The organism is Virgibacillus necropolis (assembly GCF_002224365.1).
Taxonomy (GTDB): Bacteria; Bacillota; Bacilli; order Bacillales; family Amphibacillaceae; genus Virgibacillus_F; species Virgibacillus_F necropolis.
Map to the genome: position 1 here is coordinate 2,608,256 of NZ_CP022437.1, position 22,796 is coordinate 2,631,051.

Consider the following 22,796-nt stretch of genomic DNA (forward strand, 5'->3'; position numbering starts at 1 on the left):
ACCATCCACTATTTATGGCTATTATCTTTATGACTTGGTACTAATAGTAATATATAATAGGATAATTAATTATGCAAGCAATCCTTAATCCAGCTTTTTTCTCATATATGAATCATTCTCTAGAAGTTTCTGCAAGCCCTTATATTTCACATCATTTTCTAATTTATTTGATTCAATAATATCCTGTGCATCCGCGCGGGCAGTTTCAAGTGCCTTATAGTCATGAATCATGTCAGCTACTTTAAATTCTGGTAGACCACTTTGTTTCTTCCCAAAAAAATCACCAGGTCCTCTAAGCTTTAAATCCTGCTCAGATAATTCAAAGCCATTCGTTGTTTCGGTCATGATTTTCATCCGTTCTTTACCAACTTCACCTTTTGGATCAGCAATTAAAATGCAATAACTTTGCTTATCACTCCTGCCAACACGTCCTCTAAGCTGATGTAACTGTGACAAGCCAAATCGTTCGGCATCATAAATAACCATGACTGTTGCGTTTGGTACATTGACACCTACCTCAACAACCGTAGTAGAGACAAGAACCTGTATTTCATTTTTGGCAAATCGATTCATTACTTCTTCTTTTTCAACTGCTGACAATCTTCCATGCATCAAACCTACCTGAACTTCGCTTGAATAAAATTCCTGCAACTGATGAAAAAGATCAACCGTATTTTGGATGTCCAGTTTATCTGACTCTTCTATTAACGGACAGATTACATATGCCTGTTCGTCAAAAGATACACGTTTTTCTATAAAGTTCAATACCCGTTCAAACGTATTTTCTTTTGTCCAAAATGTTTCAATTTCTTTTCTTCCAGATGGCATTTCATCAATGATGGAAACATCCATATCTCCAAATGCTGTAATAGCCAGCGTCCTTGGGATTGGCGTTGCAGTCATAAACAATACATCTGGATGTAACCCTTTACTTCTAAGTACACGTCGTTGCTCCACGCCAAATCGATGTTGTTCATCAACAATTGCGAAACCTAAATTTGCAAATACTACATCCTCTTGAATCAAAGCATGTGTACCTACTACAATATCTACCTTATGGTCTTTTATTGCTTCGGTTACTTCTCTTCTTTTCTTCCCTTTTACTGAACCAGTCAATAAAACAATCGATGCTCTCTCACCAAACATGTCACACAATGATTGGTAATGCTGTTCTGCTAATATTTCGGTAGGAACCATTAAAGCACCTTGTCGATTTGCTGAAATGGTGGCACACAAACAAATAGCTGCAACTGCTGTTTTTCCAGAACCAACGTCTCCTTGTAATAGTCGATTCATCCGATAAGGTGATTTCATATCAGCTAATATCTGGTTTAGTGAGCTGGTTTGAGCACCTGTTAACGTAAATGGTAAAGACTGAATAAATTCTTGAGTTTTCGATGGATCATAATGCTGTGCATTACCAGTAGTCGATTCTCGTTTTATCTTTCTAAGTAACTGCATTTTTAATTGAAATAATAGAAACTCTTCATATGTAAATCTTCTTCTAGCATGTTTAAGTAATTGTCGATCGTTCGGAAAATGCATAGCTAAAATAGCATGTTTACGATCTGGAATCTTATAAGCCTTCAAATATTCTTCAGGAATAATTTCTTCTACATCATTTATGTATTCTTTTATAGCAGCACTTACTACCTTTTTTAGTTTGATGTTGGTTAATTCCCCTTTTAATGGGTACATTGGTTGAATCGATGCTTGCTCTTCAGCAGGGCCTTTTTTATAATTACTAACCGTAATTTGCAGGCGATGGGCATCCCATTTGCCAGTAAGGGTTACCGTATCATCCGCATTTATTTGTTTTTTTGCAAAAGCGCGGTTGAACATAACAGCCTTAATAGCGACGCCTTCCGTTTCAACCGTAAACGTTAGGCGAGATTTCTTTTTCCCATAAAAGGAAAGGGAAGGATCATGGATTACCCTTCCCTCAATGGTTACTTTGTCATCATGAATTAATTCGTTAAGCGGTTTTATTTCAAAAACATCATAACGGTATGGGAAATAATAAAGTAAATCTTCCACTGTATAAATATTAGCTAACGCTAATGCTTCAGCAAATTTGTCACCGACACCTTTGATGGTAGTTACAGATTCACGTAGCAAATTTGATCACACTTCCTTCGATGACATCGACATCCCGAATATTTTTTTCTTTATTTCTTCACCTGTTGGTGTACCTGCCAGCCCACCTTCACCCGTTTCTCGCAGAGCTGAAGGCATTGATTTTCCAATTTTATACATAGCACTAATTACTTCATCACAAGGAATTCGACTTGTAACACCCGCTAATGCCATATCAGCTGAAACGATTGCTAGAGATGAACCTGCTGCATTTCGTTTTACACAAGGAACTTCTACTAACCCAGCAACCGGATCACAAACTAGTCCGAGCATGTTCTTCAACGTGATCGCAAAGGCTTCAGCTGATTGTTGCGGGGTCCCTCCTGCCATTTCTACAATTGCGGCAGACGCCATTGCCCCAGCCGAACCAACCTCTGCTTGGCATCCTCCAGCAGCTCCAGAAATCATTGCATTATTCGCGACGACAAATCCAAATGCACCCGAAGTAAATAGGTAACGGATCATTTGTTCACGCGTTGGGTTTAATTGATTTTTCACTGCGAACAATGTACCAGGGACACAACCAGCGCTACCAGCTGTTGGTGTTGCACATATCGTACCCATGGCTGCATTTACTTCATTTGTACCCATAGCTTTACTCACCGCATCCATCATAAGGTTGCCAGATAATGGGGTTTTTTCCTTCATATATTTTTGAACTAAAACAGCATCGCCACCTGTTAAACCAGTAACAGATTGAACACCCTTCAAACTATCCTCTATCGCTTGTTCCATAACAACTAAATTTCTTTCCATGTTGGCATAGACTTCCTCGCGGGAGATATTTTTAACATCCATCTCCTGTAGAATCATTACCTCGGAAATTAATATATTTTCTTTTTCTGCAATTTCTACTAATTCTGCAACTGAACGAAACATGTATGAATCCCCCTTCTATGATGATTAACTTACAATCTTAGAGATTTGAATAATGTGGTCAGCGTTTTCCAATTCTATCAGAACAGTGTCCTCCACATTTTGATCGACTTCGATAACCATTAATGCTTCTTTTCCAACATCTTTTCGATTAACTTCCATATGACCAATATTAATTTCATATTTTGCTAGAATTTTCGTAACAGACGCGATTGCTCCATACCGGTCATTGTGCATGATTAAGATTGCTGGATGATTACCAGATAAGCGAAGTTCAAAACCATTTAACTCGGTAATTTCAACTTTTCCTCCACCAATGGAAATACCAACAAGCTCCATTTCCTCTTTATCATTACCGACAATTACTCTAGCGGTATTTGGATGGTCAGTAGCTCCACTTTCTTCAATGAACTCTATTTCCATGTTACGTTCTTTAGCGATTGTTAACGCTTTACTCATGCGAGTATCATCTGTCTCAAAACCTAGTAATCCGCCTACCAATGCAAAATCAGTTCCATGACCTTTATATGTTTTAGCAAAAGATTCATAGAGATGAATTTTCGCCCACTTAGGTTCTTCTCCAAATAAATTACGTGCAGCTTTACCTATTCTTGCTGCACCAGCCGTATGTGAACTTGATGGACCAATCATAACAGGGCCAATAATATCGAATACTGAATTAAATTTCAAAACTGCCACCACCTTAACCATTAATATGAACGTTATACTCTTATATTTATTATAACAAAAAGTGGTAGAATAATCACTTCGTTAGGCTGAGGTTAACGTAAATATCAAGAATATTAAGGGATATTTTTTTCTAAAAGCAAAAAAGAATAATAGTATTTATTCTACCCTACATATCTGCAAGCCAACAAGCACAATATATAATCTGTACGACAAAACTCTTTACAGAAGGTATAACCTAGTATGTTTGCACACTATTCCACAAGGGTACCGAAAATTAAAACACAACAAATATGATCATAGGAGGTAATAATTATGGATCCAAGAGATATGCAGAAAGGCAGTACACCACGCCAACATCAAGACAAGCAACCAGGTATTGAATCAAAAATGCAACCGATGCCCGCACAACCTACCAATTATAAGGGTACGAATAAATTAAAAGGAAAAGCTGCCCTAATTACTGGCGGCGATAGTGGGATTGGTCGCGCTGTTGCTATTCTCTATGCAAAAGAAGGTGCCAATGTCGCCATTTCGTATTTAGATGAACACGATGATGCAGAGGAAACAAGAAAAATGGTAGAAGCAGAAGACGTGAAGTGTTTATTACTTCCGGGAGATATTAAACAAGAATCACACTGTCAAAGTCTTGTTGAAAAAACGGTATCTGAATTCGGTACAATAAATATTCTCGTAAACAATGCCGCAATTCAACATGTACATGAAGATGTGCTGGATATCCCTTCCGAACAGTTTGAAGAAGTATTCCGAACCAATTTCTTTTCTCACTTTTATTTAACAAAAGCTGCAGTAAAAAACATGCAAGCTGGAGATTCTATTATTTCGACTTCTTCTATTAATGCGTACCGTGGAAACCCAATATTCATGGATTACTCGGCAACCAAAGGAGCTGTCACCTCCTTTATTCGCAGTATTGCCCAAAGTTTAGCTGGAAAAGGTATCCGTGCCAATTCTGTTGCACCTGGGCCAGTATGGACGCCACTTATCCCATCTTCCTTCGATGAGGATGGTGTCGAAAACTTTGGACAAGACAACTTAATGGGTCGCCCTGGGCAGCCATCCGAACATGCATGGCCTTATGTAATGCTCGCTTCTGAAGAATCTTCCTATATGACAGGACAAGCCATTCACATAAACGGCGGAGCATGGACATCTTCATAATATGGAAAAAATGCGCAGTGGCGGTTAGTACCGAACACTGCGCGTTTGTAATCCATTTCCTTAAAGTAATTGGTTCGATAATCTAAACAATTTATTGACATTTTATAAAATTCGGTTGCCATTTAGAATACAAAACAAATTAGATAATTCTTAGCTGAAAGACTAACGACAAAAATCCTTTTTGGATTATGCCGACAGTTAAGAAGACGATATTTCTTAAAGAGTCTTTTTAATAAAATTCAATGTTTTTTCTATAATAAATTGTTGGTCATTATCAAGTGTCGCAACATGATAACTATCTTTCAAATGATGGATTTCTTTTATTTCGGAACGGATATCATTGTAAATAATATTTGCATTATCTGGTGGAACAACATGGTCCTCATCAGAAACAAAAATTAAAGTAGGACAGGTAATTCGAGATAGATCCCCCTTTACTTCCTCCATTAACTTTAAAATTTCTTTAATTGATTGAACGGGTGTCTTTTCATAAGCAAGTTCCTTAATTCCAAGCTTTTTAATATCCGATCCAATGGCATCCAAGAATCTGGCGTCTTCTATTTGGCTAGCTGTCTCCATCTCCGGAACATTTACAGCAGCATTTATCAAGACAATCGCTTGAACCTCTGGATGATTTTCTGCCATATATAGGGACAGTGTGCCACCCATTGATAGACCAGTAACAAAGATGGTATCACACCGCTTTTTTAACCACTGATACCCTTCTTCTATTGAGGCAATCCAATCCTGATAAGTAGTTTGTTCCATCTCTTCATAATGTGTACCATGCCCCTTTAAACGAAGTCCGCATACAGTATAACCTGCTGCAGCATACGCCTTACCTAACGGCCGCATACTCTGAGTCGATCCTGTAAATCCATGAGATACCAAGATGCCAATACGATTTCCTTCAAAGTAAAAGGGCTCGGCACCTTGCAAAACTGGGTAATGTTCAGACATGTTAATCCTCCTAGCTTTTCATAAAGTGAATTCGCTTTCATTATACCATCACGTTATACACTTGCTATGTGTTATCAATAATTTTTATAATCTCTTTCCTTGCTTTTTTCGCTTCCGGAATAGGATATAACAGAAAGACATGGTTCATTTTCGGATATTCATAATAATTTATAATTATGCCCTGTGATTCTGCAATATCTTTGAACTTTCTCGCATCAGGTAACAATATTTCGTGTGCCCCAACAAATAATGAAGTTTCCAGCACCCAATTGCCTCTAGTTAATTCATAATCCTACCCCCGCTCGTAATTCGTCAAAAATGGACAGTCCACCTGAACTTGGTTTTTTCTGAAATGGTACAGTAGTATCCCTGCGCGCTGCACTTTTCAGCCTTTCATGAGCTTGTATATCGTCAACCGAACGAACCTGTGCCACACTCCATTCCTGTAAGATTTTCTCCAAGTAGCGAAACGTTCGGCCGTTATTTTTCACCATGATCTTAATTGCCTCCAACATGACAGCTTCGCCAAGCTTCCTACACCATTTCAAAAATTCATTCTTCACAAGTGGACTTAACTCCCCCAATATTTTTCTCGTAAAGCTTTACAAGTTTTTCCTCGCACGCTTCTTCTTCCTCCTCTTCTTCTCTTTCTTTTAGTTTTTCTTTAGGTATGCTCAAGGATTGGTCTGGTAATTGGCACAGTGATGAGTCTACTAATTGGTTATCTGATTGGTCTGGCAATTGGTCCATTGATTGATCAGCATTTGGCATAAAAGAAATCATTTCATAAATCGGCGACTTTCCTTTTCTACCATTTTCAAACCGAATTAACCCCCTCTTCCATAAGAATTTTCCGTGCATCTAATATTCCTTGCTTCGATAAACCCATCAATTGCCCAACAGTAGAACTTGGCGCATTAAATCGTTCCTTCCACCCGGTTGCATTATTCACAGCCATTAATGTATGCCATAAAGTAATAGCCCCCGTCGGTAGATCATTCATCAATAACCAATCCTTAAACGCATTCAACTCTTTAATATAATCCATCATCATTTTCCTTTCTGGTTATGTAAATAAAAAAGAAGAGCACAACAAACCCACGTATCGTCTTAAATACGTGGGTTCGTGTGCTCTTGGTCCTGAATCCATAAATCAATCGATTGTTTTGTAAACAAGATGCGCCTTCGAATCTTCAGGTGCGGAATCTGTTTTTCTTTCACCATTGCATAAATAATATCGGTATGCAACCCAAGGTAATCCGCGACTTCTCTCACTGTTAATGTCTGCCGTTCCATGACAATCCCCCTCTCATCCGAATGAATGTAAGTGAAATGTACCGCATTTTATCGGATAACAACATTTCCTAACACTATAATCGTTTGAAGAGGGTCGTTTGGTGGCTTTGAATTTGAAAGTTTTTTTAAAAAATTATTTTGTCTGTGTTAAGTAGCATAATACGCCACCAGAAGCCTGCTTGTTTGTAGTGATTTTTTTATTGGTATAGAGCCATTTATCTTATTATTGTCTTAAATTTGTAAAGTGATTTTCACCCTAATTTGTATCATTTACTTTTTGCAAAGAAAACTCATGCATACAATAACGTCATTTCGTATTTTACTAACATTACCTCACCTTAATTGGTCTACTTTCCTCCTCCATCAAAAATCCATTCCAATGTTTTACGTGCTTCCTTGACAGTTAAATGCTCTTCTTCCACAGCAAGTAATCCCGCCCGCCATGCTGCAGGTAAAATGTATGGCAAGCCACGTGGTTTATCTATCTGGATCGTATCCAAAAAATCAGCAATTCGATCCAGTCCGTGACTCGGATCTTCTTCGCTCAACAATCGACAAGCCCCAAACTTAACGGCTGAGTCAAAGCCTACAAGCATCGCTGCTCGCATAGAGGGGTTGGAAGAATTGAAACTAGTATTTTTGTCTTACTGTTAAAAACCTGAAGGAATCAGTTGAATTCTACCGAAAAAACTTTGGTATGTGGAAGCTTGGCGCGAGGGTGATCTCACAGCAGCTATGAAGCTAGAAGGAACCGATGTACAATTAATGCTGGATCAGGAAGATAACGAGTTGGATGCTGGTGGTGATTTTTAGTGGACAGTGTTGATGATTTTTACAGCGAACACTCAAATCTTCACTTTATACAAGAACCGTTTGACATTCCGCCTGGCCGTTATGCAATCTTTAAGGACAACTCCGGTAATTTAGTACGTCTAATAGACATGACAAAAGAAAATAAGTAGTTAGAGTTCTGCCTTTGAAGAAAGCCGCTATCCCTTGAGGAATGCGGCTTATTCACCATTAGAGCATGAATATATCTAATTGTTTCGAATGCAAATACCTACTAGTTGTAAAATAAGACATAGCACTTTAAAATTCTGTTAAAAGATATGGACTTTCAGAAAGGAGACATGACAATGTTTAGATCAAGACGGTCTGTTTACCGCCTGCAACCCATAAATGTGGGAAAAAAATGAAAACCGCACTTGCAAAAGAGATTGATACCTTTAAGAATTTCTCAGATTCAAAATTAAATTAAAGAAGTTTAAACCTTACATTTTGTGTTTTAACAGGAATGCTAGCTGTATTTAAGTGAATTTCGGACATATAGGAGGACTGTAACATGACTCAATTAGATAAAAATAAAACATACACACTGTATGAGTTTTTACTATACGTTAAAGAGGAAGAACGCGCAGAATTATATGAAGGCATCCCTGTTTTTATGGCTCCAGCATCCCACGAACACGAGGGTATAATTGCAAATTTAATTGGAGAATTCATTCATGCACTTAAAGGAAGTAAATGCCAGGTATATGGAAGTAACCTTCAAGTTATCCTTCCGTTTAAAGACGATAGAAAAGGGAAAATGATGTAACCGTGCTACCTGATATTTCCGTTGTTTGCGATAAAAGCAAGCTTCGTAATAAGCGCTGCTACGAGGCTCCGGATTTAATTGTTGAAGTACTATCCCCTAGCACAGCTCGTAATGATCGACTTCTTAAACGAAATTACTATGAAAGAGCTGGCGTAAAGGAATATTTAATCGTTGATTATCAATATCGTAGCATTGAAAAATGTAAACCACGAAAATACCTTCCAACTAGAAGAAGTTTACTCCAGTGAAAATAAATTCTTTACCTCAACATGTTTCTCGGATGTTTCTTTTGCCATTGACGATATCTTCTCTTTTATGGATTGAAATGTTAACTTTTTAATTCCAGATCTACTATTTTTTCTTCTTTCTAATCATAAAATGGCGTATCTACTAGTTGAAAGCTACCAAAGGGGATAAACATGGCAAGTAGAATTGTTATTGAAACAAATGTATTTACTACTTTAAAGGCAATTCTTTGTCAATTATAATCAGACTTTAGTATAACAATGTCCTTTGCTCTACTGCTAATATAATTGATCGACTTCAAAACTTTCTTCCCACTAATTTCGCTCCCAATCCCGTTAGAAGATTAACACCTATCTCTAATTTGTTTTCATCCCAATTTGACTTCCCCCTCCAATCCATCTATAATTTTCTCTTGTGGATTATACTTGATATAATCGGGTGGGAGAGGGATAGAAGGAAATATGAGGAGATTTTATGCCTTATAACAAACAAGATCCGGGTAAAGCGCTAGCGAAAGGGAATTGGCGTACGGAGATTATAGCTGGATTGATTGGTTACCTGACTACGGTATACATTGTAGTAGTGAACGGTTCGATCTTAAGTGAAGCTGGGATATCTATCGAGAGTGGCATGATGGCTACGATTCTAGCAAGCTTTGTCGGAACATTGTTCATGGGCCTGTATGCCAAGCTTCCATTGATTTTAATTCCCGGAATGGGAATTAATGCGCTGTTTGCCTATTCCATAGTGGAAGGTACAGGCCTTAGCTTTCAAGAAGGTTTAGCAGTAGTAATTGTAGCTTCAGTATTATTTCTCATCACAGCATTTAGTCGATTGGGATTGATTCTAAAAGAAGCGATACCGAATTCGTTAAAGCATGCGATTACCGTTGGGTTGGGTTTTTTCTTAATTTTAATTGGTTTAGAAAAAAGTGGCCTGGTTGTGAGCGGCGAACATACGATTATTGCAATCGGTGATTTTACTTCGCCAACGGTAATGGTGAGTCTGCTAACATTATTCCTGGCGATATTTTTATTTATGAAAAATGTACCAGCAAATTTTTTAATAACAATGATTAGCGGAACCGTGTTAGCTTATTTATTTGGTATTCTGCATAAAGGGGCTAGTGCTGTAGACGTGAATGCTCAGGAATTGGTTTTCATTCCAGCTTTTACGGCATTCGATGAACTGTCATTCTGGTTAGCTGTTTTTCCACTTGCCATGATTCTTATTTTTGAAAATATGGGATTGTTACATGGACAGCTAGACATGCTGAAACGGGAGAACCGTTATGAAAAAGCATATCGGGTAACAGCATTTTCATCGCTCACATGTGCTTTTCTTGGAACGTCACCAACCGTATCAGCTGCAGAAAATGCGGCAGTAATCGCATCAAACGGAAAAACAGGTAAAGTGGCAATCACAGCGAGTCTATTATTCCTGGCTACTATATTTATTATTCCATGGATATCAATCATACCAAATACGGCAATTAGTCCGATTTTAATTATTGTTGGTATGCTGATGGCGCAAAACATTCGTCATATTTATTTAGACGATTTATCGGAGGCAGTACCTGCATTTCTAATCGCTGTTATGATTCCATTCACATACAGTATCGCTGATGGAATGGCATTTGGCTTTATTGCGTATCCGATTGTCAAACTAGCACTCGGCAAGCAAAAAGAGTTGCCATTCGCATTAGTGATCATATCATCGCTATTCTTGTTTGACTTTTTAATGAAAATAATAGGATTTTAAAACAGCGAGCTTGGAATTATCCAAGCTCGTTTGTTATATGCTGTGGTCGCGGAACTAGAAATCGTAATCGAAAGTACGATATTCCATAGTGACTGTATTTTTTAGCTTAATTCCATAGACCTTCGAGGCATGTTTCTGTTGTATATCCAACAGGTTTTTCATGAGTAATGAAGATATCTTCTTGATCAGTATGTTCAAATATCCGAAACTTTTTAAGCTGTTTTCCGTAAACATGAACAGTAACGACCGTTTCATCCCCCTCGGGTTTCAAGATGTGGCAGTCCGCTGGTGGTAAAAGCTCTCCGGTGCTTTGCTCGTTTAGAGTCATTGTACCAGAATAACATAGTTTAATAGTTTGATTGGAATACGAGTCCGATTGTAAATAATTTAAAATCCTCATACGACCTGAAACAACTCCCTCTACACCCCATGTCCCATCATGGTCGTGTAACGGTGTACTTTGTCCAGGTTCCCAAATAAGCGCAAGAACTTCAAAGCGGTCTTTTGGATCGCGATACAGAGAGTGCCGACCATAACTGTTGTTGCCTGCATACAGTTTTTCAGTAGGTAGCCATGACTTCGTGCGCATTAGTTTACTGAGATGATGTTCAACCTGTGACACTTGTTCACTATCATCATTGGTTGTTTCTACCACATTGGTTAAATCCCGAATAAAGTCCGACAGTTTATAATTTATTTTGTTAAGTTCCATAAACTTTCCTCCCTTTACAAATCTAAATAATATCAACCCAAATTTTTATTACTGTGGCTAGGATAAGTAAGGATAAAATGGCTTTCAAAACTTTAGTGTCTATTTTTTTACCGGTAACTGCTCCCATCGGGGCAGCAATAAGACTGGCAACTATCATAACCCCCGCTGGTCCAAATAACACTTGACCTGTTATTATCTTCCCTGCAGTTGAACCTATCGACGATAAAAAAGTTATCGCAAGAGAGGAAGCTATGGTAACACGGGTTGGTATTTTTAGTAACACTAGCATGATTGGTACTAGTAGAAATGCACCCGCGGCTCCGACTATACCTGCCCCTATTCCAACAAGAAAAGCACTGATTACTGCGAGTAAGTGATTGAATTCAATTTGAATATTTGCCTCTTCTCCCAATTCTTTTCCTTTCCTAGGACTAAACATCAGAATTGCTGCAACACTGGCTAGTATTGCATATACAAGATTAATACTAGTATTTGATAAAAGAACCGAGCCATAACCACCTAGAAAGCTACCTACCAACACAACAGTACCCATTGTAATAATTAGTCGTTTATTTAAATATCCGTCCTTTCGAAATGCCAATACGCCAGCTAATGATGCAAAAAAGACATCAACAGCCGATATACCAGCAACCTCAGTTGCTGTAAAAGCCCCTACTCCAAGCAATGGCGGAATGTAAAGCAGTAATGGATATTTAATAATCGAACCACCAATACCTACCATACCTGATATAAACGAGCCAATGAATCCGATTAAAAATAACACAATAATTAAATCCAAACCCAATCTTAATCACCTATTTTCTCATCTATGCAAATACCATATTATAAAACTGTAGCCATCACTACGAGCAGAAGAACATAATTGCTTAACCAGTACTAACAATTACTTTCTTTGCATTGTTCATTTGAGTCATTTCCATCCTCCCTTGTAATTAAGGTTTTTTTACAAGATTACTAAAATAAATATTTTTCTTAATTTAATCGTATCACACGTTAAAAAAGGTGAATAATACATATTTTTTATGAGGTATAACCTAAAGAATAGGACACACGTTTCCGTTTCGTTCAAGTGAAGAACTGGTAAAAACATTTTTCCTAAAGCCTGAAAAGATCATTTAAATCATTTTGTCAGCTTTTTTAAATGGAATATAAATGAATTCATACTTTTTTTCGGGAAGCGTGAAGCAATTTTCACCACCCATAAATCTCTGGTGATATGAATATCAGAAATCGTTACATGTTTTAAAACACCTAATTCGAGTTCCCTTGTCACAGATAACCTTGGGAGTATACTAATACCCATTCCTGCTTCAACCGCGCTTTTAATTGATTGTGTACTCCCAAGTTCCATATGACCCTTTACTTTTTCCAATACATTATTTTCTCGTAATACATTTTCCACAATCTCCCTAATACCAGCATTTTTCTCCCGCCAAATCATCTTTTCTTGAGGCAATTCTTCTATGTTTATTTTACTTCTATCATTCCATCGATGGTTACTGGGAATAACCATGATTAGTTCATCCTCTGCGAATTTTTCTATGTTTAAATCATCGTGTGTAACAATGCCTTCTACCAAGGCAATATCAATGTCTCGGTTTTCCAACTGTGCAACAATATTTGGTGTATTTCCAATAGCTAAATTGAAATTTACATTTCTATTCTCTTTTTGAAATTCACCTAATATACCAGGTAAAAGATATTCACCTATTGTTAAACTTGCGCCTATATTTAATGTAGTGGCTTCAAGATTTGCAATACCTTTTACCGCCTCTTCAGAACGCTTAAAGCAATCGATGATCTCTTTGGCGAAGAGATAAAGAGCGGAACCGGATTCTGTAAGGTTAAGCTTTCCACCAGTTCTATCAAACAACTCAGCACCATAATGTTTTTCCAGCTGCCGTATTTTACTGGTCACCGCTGGTTGCGAGACATACCCTATCCGAGCTGCTTGACTGATACTTCCTTCCTCAATCACACGACAAAACATTTCTAAATTACCTATGTTCATCGCTATTCACTCCCTGTCCTATTAAACTACGAATCCATCTCTATTTTAGCACGTTAACTTGTTCTATAATTATGGCTGTTTCCTAAATGGAACAAAAAAGCGCCTATTGCATATTTGGGGATATGCAATGGGCACTTACTTCTACATTTTATATTTTTTCAAACTGTCTCAACAAGTTAGATTGCACTCTGCTCCAGCTCAACTGGTTCCTCTTTACTGTTATAAATGTCTTTATCTAATTGTTTTGTAACTCTACCCGTTAATATGCCAGTTGTCATGCCGCCACTAACATTTAACGCTGTACGCGCCATGTCAATTAGAGGTTCTATCGAAATAAGCAATCCGACAATAGCTACAGGCAGGTTCATCGTTGACAATACGATAAGCGCCGCAAACGTTCCTCCGCCGCCGACTCCCGCAACACCGAACGAGCCGATAGCTACGACAGCAATTAACATCAAAATAAATGAAGGAGTAAATGGATCAATACCTACTGTTGGTGCAACCATTACTGCAAGCATCGCGGGATAAATTCCAGCACATCCATTTTGACCAATTGTTACACTAAATGCCCCTGATACATCGGCAACCCCTTCTGATACCCCTAAACTTTTCTTTTGTGTTTTGATATTTAGAGGTAGAGTTCCTGCACTGGAACGAGATGAGAATGCGAATATCAGAACTGGTATTATTTTTTTGACATATGTCACTGGATTCAATCCCACCATGCGAATTAGTAGCAAGTGAATTAGGAACATAACGATAATCGCAAAATACGAGGCGACAATAAATAACCCTAAATTCACAAATGTTGCTATATCACTAGTGGCGGCCTTATTTATCATTAATGCAAGTATCCCATAAGGTGTCAGGCGTAATACGAGCGTTACAATTCTCATCACAATGGTAAAAATGGATTCAACCAGTCCACCAAACACTTTAGCTTGTTCAGGTTGCTTTCTTCTTACACCCATAAAGGCCATCCCTACTAAAACCGAAAATATGACGACCGAAATTACTGAAGTAGGATTTGCTCCTGTCAAATCCGAGAATATATTCGTTGGAATCATTGCCAAAATCATATCCGGCATCGACTTGTCTTCCAAATCGTTTAATGCTTAGTCATTGCCTAAGATAGCCGCTGTTTCTGCTTCCCCTTGGGAAAGATCCATCCCCTCTAGTTGGAAAATACCGGCAGAAAAGACGCCTACTGCAGCCGAAATTGCTACCGTTCCGACTAAAAATCCTACTACTAACCCACCAATTTTGCCGAAGCCGTCTGAAAACTTTGAGTTCGTGAAAGCTCGCAAAATAGCAAAGAAAACAAGTGGCATGATTAACGTTTTTAATAATGCTACGAAACCACTCCCAACGATGTTGATCCAGTCCGCAGATCTAGCAATAACTTCTGAGGTTGAACCATACACAAACTGTAGGATAAGTCCGAGTACTATACCAACTACCAACGCCAGAGAAACGCGCTTACCAAACGAAACATACTTTTTCTGCATATAGAATAACCCAGAACAAATCAACAGGAACAAGGTAATGATTAATATAACATGAAATAATTCCATTATTTAATCTCCTTCCCAACTCTAACTAAGGATTCTTTTACTGCTCTTTCTATTCTTCTCAGGCCATCTTTTAGAACGTGTCGTGAGCAAGCAATATTAACTCTGGTAAATCCTTCACCACCTACGCCAAATGTATACCCTTCATCAAATGCTATCTTGGCTTTCTTTCGCATAAAGTCCTCAAGAGCTTTTCCATCCATACCAAGTTCACGACAGTCTAACCAAACAAGATATGTCCCTTCAGGAGGAATCACTTTGATTTCCTTCATATTCGTTTCAATAAACTCTGTTAATAAATTCAAATTTCCTTCTAAATAATCTACAAATTGATCAAACCACTCTTCTCCATATTTATAGGCATTTTCAACTGCAGTAATGCCAAAAGTATTTGATAGTCCTAGATAAAGTCTATCAATCATTTTTGTGAACTTATTTCGTAATTCTTTATTTGGAATAATGTTATTCGCCATTTGAACACCAGCTAGATTGAATGTTTTACTAGGTGCTGTACATGTAATGGAATTATCTGCAAACTTTCCTGAGATACTTGCAAAAGGTGTGTGGGTAGACCCTTTATAAACAATATCCATATGGGCTTCATCCGATACTACTAGCACGTCATTATCCATACAAATTTCCCCAAGTTTCATCAATTCTTCCTTCGACCAAACCCTGCCGACTGGATTATGTGGGTTACACAAAATAAGCATTTTAACATCTGTGTCCGCAACCATTTTTTCTAAGCCTTCGTAATCCATCTCATATCTTTCATTTTCAAGGTTAAGTGGATTTAACACTAACTCACGGTTGTTTTTTTCTATAACCTCTGTAAATGGTGTATATACAGGGGTTTGAATAATAATCTTATCCATCTCATCTGTGAAGGATTGTATAGCAATACTGAGAGCAGTCATTATCCCTGGCGTACAGCGAATCCACCTTTTCTCAACCGACCAATTGTGACGTCGCTCCACCCAATCTATAAATACCCCAAAGTAATCTTGTGATCTTGCAGTATACCCAAATATTCCATGGTCTGCCCTTGCTTTAATTGCATCAACAACAGGTTTGGGACACGCAAAATCCATATCAGCAATCCACATTGGTAGAATATCCTTATCACCGAATAACTTTTCCGTTTTATCCCACTTTACTGAATTCGTATTGTATCGATTTATTGCTTGATCAAAATCATATCTCATTAAAAGACCTCCTGTACGTTTTAATTATCCCGTTTTTAACTAGGTAGTTTTGGTCAAAATGTTACTGGAAATTTTTCTTTTGTCCAAGCTAAGTAACCACCTTTCACATTCATTACGTCTTTATATCCATTTGCCTGCATCAGGCTCGCGCCAATTGCTGACCGTGCACCAGAACGGCAATGTACAAGGTATGTTTTTCCTTGAGGTAAGTCATCCAGCGAATCTTCAAGCAGACTAAGCGTCTTATGATTAGCACCTTCAATTCTGCCTTCATCCCACTCTGATTGATTGCGAACATCAATCAGATGATATTGATCATTTTGCAATAAATCATGTACCTTTTGGACATTCACTTCTCCGTAGCTTTCTAAGCAGTCCTTATTTGCTAGTACAAATGATGGTTCAATGGAAGCGACAACACGATCCAGGCCAATGGAAGACAGACTTTTTCTTATCGCTTTCAGTTTTTGCTCCGTTGCGATAAGTACAATGTCCTGATCATAACCAATTAGCTCTCCTGCCCAATTTGCAAATGATTGATTAAATGGAATGTTGATGGTACCTTCAAAATGTGCCTTTGCAAATTCTGCAACTCTTCTTGTATCCAACAGAACCGTATTACCTCCGTATTTTACGAGCTCATCTGTCGTTTCTAACTTATCAATTTCTCCTTCGTTAACTAAAGGCGGCCCCATTTTATTCAGTTTTTTCATCATTGCAAAATATTTAGGGGGATTAGACTGACCCGCTAACAAAGTTTTAATAAAGTTCTCCTTGTTTTCTTCCTCCAAAGCCCAATTGTTTAATTTCTCATATCCAACTGTAGACATCGGAACTGCTCCAAGCGTCTTACCGCAGGCACTTCCAGCTCCATGCGCTGGCCATACCTGCATAAAATCAGGCAGTTGTTTAAATATCTGTAAAGATTGGAACATTTGACTTGCACCACTATATGAAGAACCGGCTATTCCAGCGGATTTTTCCAATAAATCAGGCCTGCCAATTTCTCCTACAAAGACGAAGTCTCCTGAAAAAACACCCATCGGTTGTGCAGAACCTGCACCTTTATCCGTTAGAATAAATGAAATACTTTCAGGTGTATGCCCGGGGGTATGCATAACCTTAAATTCAACAAGCCCTACTTCGAATGTGTAGGTATCTTTAAGCAACATATAGTCGACACCTTCTACTTGATGGTATTTCCAACTTTCATCTCCCTCATCTGACACATAAACAGTTGCGTTGTAATTCTCAGCGATTTCCCTAGAGCCAGAGAGGAAATCAGCATGAATATGTGTTTCAGCTGAAGCTATAATTTTAAATCTCTTTTGCTTTGCTATTTTCAAATATGGATCGATACAACGTGCAGGATCAATTACAATAGCTTCTCCTGTACGTTCACAGCCTACCATGTAAGACATTTGAGCTAAGCTTTCATCGAAAAATGAACGAAAAAACATGTTTATACCTCCATAAAGTCATTTATAATACAACGAAATAAGTCCCAATAAGTAAATACTTATTAATAAAACAATACATATTGAGCAATATTATTTTTTAGCTTTACATTAAATTATTAAATTTTATCTACTGAATATTGATAAACCCTATAACTATATTGTAATAATTTTGAAGAACGGAAATTGACTCTATTAATGCAAAGGAAATTCTTCTACCTCCCCTGAGTTCTTTTCACCATCTCATTGACGGCGCTTTCATTTACTTTATTAAAGTTATTTTCATTCTTTTGAACTCCGTAAAAAATAACTCACCTTCCCCGAGAACTTTACTCCCTTCATTTTCTTGTTTTTAAGAATCAAAATATAACTAAATTTCAATTTATTTAATGATAGCAAACTATTAACGTTTTGAATAATTGTTTTATTTTATAGGGTATAAATAAAATTTTACTTGGCATAGAAGATATGTAAAAAACTAACATTAGGTAATTTATCGTGATACATAATGGAAAGGAATTAAGGAGTTTGAAAGTAATCGTAAAAAATTTTAATTAAAGAGAAGGTATAATTTAAAAAAGCTTTAGAGAGAATTTCTCCAAAGCGTATTTATTGGGTGTTTTGTATTAGGTTGTGAAAAGGCCAATATCTGAAAGGGTTGGAGTGATTTTACATAATAAGATAATATTTAATTTACAGCAGTGGACTCGATGCGAGACTACTGTTGGAAAAGCAAGCAGGTGAAACCCCGCGGTGAGCGGTTTGTGCTTATGTCCAGCTCCAACACCAAGACACTTGAGACATAAGCAGTTCGCTTCCATGCGGGAAATACATCTGCAACTAAAAGCCGTATTGCGACTCACGAATCTTCTCATATGTCTCCGCTAAGACAACAGTATCCTCTACCAATCGATTAATACGGAAAAATACATCATCATTGATAATTTCTTTTCGGTGGAAATCTTTCTCCTCAATGAATACATACGTTTGAACAATTTGTGCCTTCATGTAAGCCAAAATCGGTTTTAATTGGTTTTCCGCAATTAAGAAATGCCTTGCAGAACCAGCTGTCACAATCATGCTGACAACTTTGTCCATAAACGCATTTACAGGAAGTAAATCAAATACATTCTTCAACGTCGCTGGTATTGATGCTTGAAAAATAGGTGTTCCGATAATAATGGCATCTGCTTCCATGATTGTTTGCGCTACATATTTTGTGTCACCTTCATATTCTAAATAATTGCGGCCATCACTAAACTGAACGTCATATTCAGCTAAATCAATTAATGTCACTTCAATATCTGGATATTTTTCCTTAAGATATTTAAGCGTGTAGTTTATTGCCGTTCTTGTTTTCGACCCGACGTTTGAACCAGATAAACCGACTACCTTCATTTCCTATGCCCCCCTAGTTCTTTGCTGTATATTTCTTAATTGCTGGTAAAATTTCGGTACCGATCAATTCAATGTTTTTCTGTAAGCGATCAAAGGGAACGCCACCGAAATCGATTTGGGCAATATAACGCTGGTGACCAAATACCTCGTGCTGATAAAGAATTTTTTCTATAATTTCCTGTGGACTACCGATATTCATGACATTATGCGGATCTACGCCCTGAGCAAAGTGTTGCTTTGCAAAGCCTTGTCCGTTCGTCCGCTTCATCCCCTCATTGATGTGCGGATACATTTCTTTTAAAGCCTGCTGTGATGTTTCAGCTGCATAGAAAAAGCCAGCCGTGGCAACAGGTAGCTCAGACGAATTAAAGCCACTATCTTGCGCGGCCTCACGATAAGCATCAATCGTCCGTTTAAAAACACTAACTGGTCCACCCAAATGCGCCATGAACATGGGAACACCAGCATAACCCGCTTTAATTGCACTAGCAGGTGATCCACCGACAGCACGCCAAATCGGTAGTGAGCCATTTTGTGGACGCGGAAGCACCTTCGCATTTTTTAATGAGGCACGAAATTCTCCATTCCAATTTACAACTTCTTCTTCGTTAATTTTTCGCAGGAGATCAAATTTTTCCTCAAACAACTCTTCATAATCACGCACATTGTATCCTAATAAATCAAACAGTCCAATTCGCGAAGCTCGCCCAGCTACAATTTCCGCACGACCTCCTGAGATCAAATCAAGGGTCGCAAAATTTTCATACACACGAACTGGATCTGAGGTGCTAATGATCGTTGACGAGCTTGCGATTTTTATATTTTCTGTTGCCTGTGCAATTGCAGACAGAACAACAGCGTGGGCTTGCGTTGCAAAATATTCCTGATGACTCTCCCCTACACTAAAAAAATCGATACCAGCCTGATCAGCTAGCTTCGCATATTCAATCAGTTCATGAATGCGTTGTTTTGCTGAAATTCTTTCGCCTGTTAACGGATTTGGTAAGTGGTCACCTAGTGTATAAATGCCAAATTCCATTCCTTTGCTTGGATCTATTCTATATTTTTCCATTCGTTTTTTCACCATTCTTTCCATTACATGTTTACAATGCTATTATAGAACATATGAATCATTTAGATGAGTACGCACTTTTAGGTGGTATAGTATACAAAAAGATACTAAGGAGGAATTAGGATGGAAAAAGTACCAGAAGAATGCCGGGTCGAGGATGCGTTAGGTATTTTAGTCGGAAAATGGAAACCGGTAATTTTGTTACATTTAATGCAGAACGGCACGAAACGATTTAGTGAACTTAAACGTAGCTTACCCGGAATCACACAGAAGATGTTAACCAAACAATTGCGGGAACTAGAGGGTGAAGACATTGTTAGACGCGTGGTATACCCACAGGTTCCGCCTAAAGTAGAGTATTCTATTACTGAATACGGCATGGGCTTGGAACCAATTTTAGAAGCCATCCACGAATGGGGAACAAAACATACAGTCCATAAGATGGAGAAAAGAAAGCAAGCGAGTCTGTAAAAAAGGATGTTCAAAAAGGCACTACATGATAAACAAGGAATGAGCATAATTAAAAAGACTGTCAACCAGTTTTACTGATGACAGCCCGTTGTAATCTTAAAATTAATAAGGATCTGCTTCGTGGCTTTTCTTTACAGCATCCTTGGTTGCTTCATTTTCAGCCATCGAACCTTCACCATATTTCGATATGCCTGCATCACGGCCAGGGACCTTATTTTCGGTCTTATCTTCTTGCAATTGTTTCATTTTCTGTTCGATACCTTCCTTGACAAGGCGGCCATAGTCTTCATCGGCTTGGGAGAAGTGCCCAATCATTGCATCTTGAATTCGTTTGTCACATATCGCAAGCGCTCCAGAAAGGTTTTCAATCAATTCGTCACGCTCCCAATCTTCAAAGCTGCGATATGTATCTCCAGCTTGACCGTAATTGTTAGGACGATCAATAGGTGCACTCATTGCCGCTGCATTATATGTTGGACGGTGCTGTGCCGGTTCTTCTTCACTAACTTCTTGATAGCCGCCAATCATCGAAGGCTCATAGTTTATGTGTGGATTATCTGTAGATTCTCTCGGATCAGGGATATCCATTTGGCCACGATGCTGGTTTGAGCGAACGGTTGGTTTCGGTGCATTCACAGGTAATTTTAGATAGTTCGCACCTACTCGATAGCGCTGCGTATCAGAGTAAGAAAAAGTGCGCCCTTGCAGCATTTTGTCGTCAGAAAAATCCATTCCATCGACAAGCACACCTGTACCGAATGCGGCTTGCTCAATCTCTGCATGAAAATCCACTGGATTACGATCAAGGACCATACGACCTACTGGCAACCATGGGAATTTATCCTCTGGCCATAGTTTCGTATCATCGAGTGGATCAAAATCTAATTCAGGGTGATAATCATCCTCCATTATCTGTACAAACAGTTCCCATTCCGGATAATCCTCCCGCTCGATAGCTTCATATAAATCTTGTGTTGCATGACTCACGTTCTTTGCTTGAATAGAGCTCGCTTCTTCTTGTGTTAAGTTACGAATACCTGACTTTGGCTCCCAGTGGTACTTCACCAGTACTGCCTCGCCCTTGTCGTTAACCCACTTGTACGTATTCACACCAGAACCCTGCATGTGTCGGTATGTTGCGGGAATACCCCACGGCGAGAATAAAAATGTGATCATATGTGTAGCCTCAGGTGAACGGGATACAAAATCAAACATCCGCTGCGGATTTGGCACGTTCGAAACCGGATCAGCTTTAAACGCGTGAATCATATCAGGAAATTTCATCGCATCACGGATAAAGAAAATTTTGAGGTTATTACCAACCAGATCCCAGTTGCCATCTTCCGTATACATTTTTATCGCAAATCCGCGTGGGTCTCGGTCTGTTTCCGGCGAATCTTTTGATCCTGCCACCGTAGAGAATCGAACCATTAACGGTGTTTTCTTCCCAGCACCCGAAAATACTTTTGCGCGCGTATATTTCTCTACCGGTTCATCTCCTACTTTTCCATACGTTTCAAAATATCCAAATGCGCCAGATCCTCGTGCGTGAACGACACGCTCTGGTACCTCTTCCCGATCAAAATGGGAGATTTTTTCAATGAAGTGATAGTTCTCAAGTGTGGCTGGACCACGGTCCCCAATTGTACGGATGTTCTGGTTATCTGCCACAGGACGGCCCTGACGGGTAGTCAATGTCTCGCGTTTCACGTCTTGTTCGTTTGAAGCATTCTTATCTTTGTTCTCTGCCAAAATGAAATCCTCCCTAAAATTAGTTCCCCTTATCTTTCCTCTTATTGGAAAGCTTATACATTGACACTCCCACAGCGAAGACTAAATAAAAGTTAACTTCATTTTCAATATAAACTGCGACATAACAGCCACGTGATTTCCGCTGCGGGCAGTCGCTTTCCGCGGGCGGCTGGTGAGCCTCCTCGCAAAAAAGGATTGCTACCGCACTGCGGGGTCTCACCTATGCCTATCCTCCCGCAGGAGTCGACTGCCCTCCGCTCCAATCACTGAAGTGAAGAGATGAATGTTATGAATTTTAGGAGGAGCTCAACCCTAGTGAAGGAAATCCACGTAGACTCCTGCGGGAAAGCGAAGACGATGAGACCCCGCAGTGAGCGGTTTT

Annotated in this window: 23 protein-coding genes and 1 pseudogene; 5 read left to right on the forward strand and 19 right to left on the reverse strand. The window is 38.6% G+C overall.

Annotation, left to right across the window (positions count from 1 at the left end; translation table 11 throughout):
- Positions 1–84: 84 nt before the first annotated feature.
- Genes recG through sdaAB form a run of 3 tightly spaced genes read right to left on the reverse strand, consistent with a single transcriptional unit; the run spans position 85 to position 3,702 of the window.
- Positions 85–2,118: an ATP-dependent DNA helicase RecG gene (gene recG, locus CFK40_RS12545; protein WP_089532628.1), complete on the reverse strand. Its 2,034-nt coding sequence runs from the start codon at positions 2,116–2,118 to the stop codon at positions 85–87.
- A gap of 6 nt (positions 2,119–2,124) precedes the next feature.
- Positions 2,125–3,015 carry an L-serine ammonia-lyase, iron-sulfur-dependent, subunit alpha gene (gene sdaAA / locus CFK40_RS12550; protein ID WP_089532629.1) on the reverse strand — a complete coding sequence of 297 codons (891 nt, stop codon included), beginning with the start codon at positions 3,013–3,015 and terminating at the stop codon, positions 2,125–2,127.
- Positions 3,016–3,039: 24 nt separating this feature from the next.
- On the reverse strand, positions 3,040–3,702 hold the full coding sequence (sdaAB, locus tag CFK40_RS12555; protein ID WP_089532630.1) for an L-serine ammonia-lyase, iron-sulfur-dependent subunit beta: 663 nt from the start codon (positions 3,700–3,702) through the stop codon (positions 3,040–3,042).
- Between the two features lie 312 nt (positions 3,703–4,014).
- Here sdaAB and CFK40_RS12560 point away from each other — a divergent pair, with 312 nt between their 5' ends.
- The gene (locus CFK40_RS12560) at positions 4,015–4,881 is read left to right on the forward strand and encodes an SDR family oxidoreductase (protein WP_089532631.1); all 867 of its coding nucleotides are present in this window, start codon (positions 4,015–4,017) and stop codon (positions 4,879–4,881) included.
- A 216-nt stretch (positions 4,882–5,097) separates the two neighbouring features.
- On the opposite strand, the gene CFK40_RS12565 is transcribed toward CFK40_RS12560, so the two are convergent.
- The 7 genes from CFK40_RS12565 to CFK40_RS12595 all read right to left on the reverse strand — a co-directional run bounded on the left by CFK40_RS12565 (position 5,098) and on the right by CFK40_RS12595 (position 7,688).
- Positions 5,098–5,841: an alpha/beta hydrolase gene (locus CFK40_RS12565; RefSeq protein ID WP_089532632.1), complete on the reverse strand. Its 744-nt coding sequence runs from the start codon at positions 5,839–5,841 to the stop codon at positions 5,098–5,100.
- Between the two features lie 64 nt (positions 5,842–5,905).
- A complete protein-coding gene (locus CFK40_RS12570; protein WP_089532633.1) occupies positions 5,906–6,106 on the reverse strand; it encodes an alpha/beta hydrolase family protein in 201 nt (66 codons plus the stop codon).
- A gap of 19 nt (positions 6,107–6,125) precedes the next feature.
- On the reverse strand, positions 6,126–6,404 hold the full coding sequence (locus CFK40_RS12575) for a DnaD domain protein (protein WP_161493865.1): 279 nt from the start codon (positions 6,402–6,404) through the stop codon (positions 6,126–6,128).
- Positions 6,394–6,702, reverse strand: coding sequence for a hypothetical protein (locus CFK40_RS12580; RefSeq protein WP_161493866.1), 309 nt, complete (start codon positions 6,700–6,702; stop codon positions 6,394–6,396). Before CFK40_RS12580 ends, CFK40_RS12575 begins: the two co-directional genes overlap by 11 nt.
- Positions 6,659–6,895: a hypothetical protein gene (locus CFK40_RS12585; protein WP_161493867.1), complete on the reverse strand. Its 237-nt coding sequence runs from the start codon at positions 6,893–6,895 to the stop codon at positions 6,659–6,661. Before CFK40_RS12585 ends, CFK40_RS12580 begins: the two co-directional genes overlap by 44 nt.
- A gap of 56 nt (positions 6,896–6,951) precedes the next feature.
- The gene (locus CFK40_RS12590) at positions 6,952–7,137 is read right to left on the reverse strand and encodes a helix-turn-helix domain-containing protein (protein WP_089532637.1); all 186 of its coding nucleotides are present in this window, start codon (positions 7,135–7,137) and stop codon (positions 6,952–6,954) included.
- A gap of 347 nt (positions 7,138–7,484) precedes the next feature.
- Positions 7,485–7,688 (reverse strand): hypothetical protein, encoded by a 204-nt coding sequence (locus tag CFK40_RS12595; protein WP_089532638.1) that lies wholly within the window; start codon positions 7,686–7,688, stop codon positions 7,485–7,487.
- Between the two features lie 791 nt (positions 7,689–8,479).
- Between CFK40_RS12595 and CFK40_RS21505 the strand changes: the two genes are divergently transcribed.
- The 3 genes from CFK40_RS21505 (at position 8,480) to CFK40_RS12605 (ending at position 10,741) form a co-directional block, all read left to right on the forward strand.
- The gene (locus CFK40_RS21505; protein ID WP_264371366.1) at positions 8,480–8,734 is read left to right on the forward strand and encodes a Uma2 family endonuclease; all 255 of its coding nucleotides are present in this window, start codon (positions 8,480–8,482) and stop codon (positions 8,732–8,734) included.
- Between the two features lie 2 nt (positions 8,735–8,736).
- Positions 8,737–8,982: a Uma2 family endonuclease gene (locus CFK40_RS21510; protein ID WP_264371367.1), complete on the forward strand. Its 246-nt coding sequence runs from the start codon at positions 8,737–8,739 to the stop codon at positions 8,980–8,982.
- A gap of 472 nt (positions 8,983–9,454) precedes the next feature.
- Positions 9,455–10,741: an NCS2 family permease gene (locus CFK40_RS12605; protein ID WP_089532639.1), complete on the forward strand. Its 1,287-nt coding sequence runs from the start codon at positions 9,455–9,457 to the stop codon at positions 10,739–10,741.
- A 106-nt stretch (positions 10,742–10,847) separates the two neighbouring features.
- Here CFK40_RS12605 and CFK40_RS12610 read toward each other — a convergent pair whose 3' ends face one another.
- From CFK40_RS12610 to CFK40_RS12645, 8 genes and pseudogenes are all read right to left on the reverse strand, one after another.
- The gene (locus CFK40_RS12610; RefSeq protein ID WP_089532640.1) at positions 10,848–11,453 is read right to left on the reverse strand and encodes a cysteine dioxygenase family protein; all 606 of its coding nucleotides are present in this window, start codon (positions 11,451–11,453) and stop codon (positions 10,848–10,850) included.
- Positions 11,454–11,475: 22 nt separating this feature from the next.
- A complete protein-coding gene (locus CFK40_RS12615) occupies positions 11,476–12,258 on the reverse strand; it encodes a sulfite exporter TauE/SafE family protein (protein WP_089532641.1) in 783 nt (260 codons plus the stop codon).
- A 336-nt stretch (positions 12,259–12,594) separates the two neighbouring features.
- Positions 12,595–13,485, reverse strand: coding sequence for a LysR family transcriptional regulator (locus CFK40_RS12620; RefSeq protein ID WP_089532642.1), 891 nt, complete (start codon positions 13,483–13,485; stop codon positions 12,595–12,597).
- A gap of 176 nt (positions 13,486–13,661) precedes the next feature.
- Positions 13,662–15,062 (reverse strand): annotated as a pseudogene (locus tag CFK40_RS12625) (L-cystine transporter).
- Positions 15,062–16,264 (reverse strand): MalY/PatB family protein, encoded by a 1,203-nt coding sequence (locus CFK40_RS12630; RefSeq protein WP_089532643.1) that lies wholly within the window; start codon positions 16,262–16,264, stop codon positions 15,062–15,064. Before CFK40_RS12630 ends, CFK40_RS12625 begins: the two are co-directional and overlap by 1 nt.
- 53 nt (positions 16,265–16,317) lie before the next feature.
- A complete protein-coding gene (locus CFK40_RS12635) occupies positions 16,318–17,724 on the reverse strand; it encodes an MBL fold metallo-hydrolase (RefSeq protein ID WP_089532644.1) in 1,407 nt (468 codons plus the stop codon).
- Positions 17,725–18,561: 837 nt separating this feature from the next.
- Positions 18,562–19,119 (reverse strand): NADPH-dependent FMN reductase, encoded by a 558-nt coding sequence (locus tag CFK40_RS12640; RefSeq protein ID WP_089532645.1) that lies wholly within the window; start codon positions 19,117–19,119, stop codon positions 18,562–18,564.
- Positions 19,120–19,132: 13 nt separating this feature from the next.
- The gene (locus tag CFK40_RS12645; RefSeq protein ID WP_089532646.1) at positions 19,133–20,191 is read right to left on the reverse strand and encodes an LLM class flavin-dependent oxidoreductase; all 1,059 of its coding nucleotides are present in this window, start codon (positions 20,189–20,191) and stop codon (positions 19,133–19,135) included.
- 123 nt (positions 20,192–20,314) lie between these two features.
- On the opposite strand from CFK40_RS12645, the gene CFK40_RS12650 reads away from it, so the two are divergent.
- On the forward strand, positions 20,315–20,662 hold the full coding sequence (locus CFK40_RS12650; protein WP_089532647.1) for a winged helix-turn-helix transcriptional regulator: 348 nt from the start codon (positions 20,315–20,317) through the stop codon (positions 20,660–20,662).
- A 102-nt stretch (positions 20,663–20,764) separates the two neighbouring features.
- Here the strand turns inward: CFK40_RS12650 and CFK40_RS12655 are convergent, their stop codons facing one another.
- The gene (locus CFK40_RS12655; RefSeq protein WP_089532648.1) at positions 20,765–22,414 is read right to left on the reverse strand and encodes a catalase; all 1,650 of its coding nucleotides are present in this window, start codon (positions 22,412–22,414) and stop codon (positions 20,765–20,767) included.
- Positions 22,415–22,796 lie beyond the last annotated feature (382 nt).

Bases quoted from the DNA above. Each gene is read 5' to 3' on its own strand.
- CFK40_RS12645 (WP_089532646.1), bottom strand. From the start codon at position 20,191: ATGGAAAAATATAGAATAGATCCAAGCAAAGGAATGGAATTTGGCATT.
- sdaAA (WP_089532629.1), bottom strand. From the start codon at position 3,015: ATGTTTCGTTCAGTTGCAGAATTAGTAGAAATTGCAGAAAAAGAAAAT.
- CFK40_RS21505 (WP_264371366.1), top strand. From the start codon at position 8,480: ATGACTCAATTAGATAAAAATAAAACATACACACTGTATGAGTTTTTA.
- CFK40_RS12635 (WP_089532644.1), bottom strand. From the start codon at position 17,724: ATGTTTTTTCGTTCATTTTTCGATGAAAGCTTAGCTCAAATGTCTTAC.
- CFK40_RS12650 (WP_089532647.1), top strand. From the start codon at position 20,315: ATGGAAAAAGTACCAGAAGAATGCCGGGTCGAGGATGCGTTAGGTATT.
- CFK40_RS12580 (WP_161493866.1), bottom strand. From the start codon at position 6,702: ATGCACGGAAAATTCTTATGGAAGAGGGGGTTAATTCGGTTTGAAAAT.
- CFK40_RS12585 (WP_161493867.1), bottom strand. From the start codon at position 6,895: ATGATGATGGATTATATTAAAGAGTTGAATGCGTTTAAGGATTGGTTA.
- CFK40_RS12630 (WP_089532643.1), bottom strand. From the start codon at position 16,264: ATGAGATATGATTTTGATCAAGCAATAAATCGATACAATACGAATTCA.
- CFK40_RS12640 (WP_089532645.1), bottom strand. From the start codon at position 19,119: ATGAAGGTAGTCGGTTTATCTGGTTCAAACGTCGGGTCGAAAACAAGA.
- CFK40_RS12605 (WP_089532639.1), top strand. From the start codon at position 9,455: ATGCCTTATAACAAACAAGATCCGGGTAAAGCGCTAGCGAAAGGGAAT.
- CFK40_RS12565 (WP_089532632.1), bottom strand. From the start codon at position 5,841: ATGTCTGAACATTACCCAGTTTTGCAAGGTGCCGAGCCCTTTTACTTT.
- CFK40_RS12560 (WP_089532631.1), top strand. From the start codon at position 4,015: ATGGATCCAAGAGATATGCAGAAAGGCAGTACACCACGCCAACATCAA.
- CFK40_RS12620 (WP_089532642.1), bottom strand. From the start codon at position 13,485: ATGAACATAGGTAATTTAGAAATGTTTTGTCGTGTGATTGAGGAAGGA.
- CFK40_RS12590 (WP_089532637.1), bottom strand. From the start codon at position 7,137: ATGGAACGGCAGACATTAACAGTGAGAGAAGTCGCGGATTACCTTGGG.
- CFK40_RS12610 (WP_089532640.1), bottom strand. From the start codon at position 11,453: ATGGAACTTAACAAAATAAATTATAAACTGTCGGACTTTATTCGGGAT.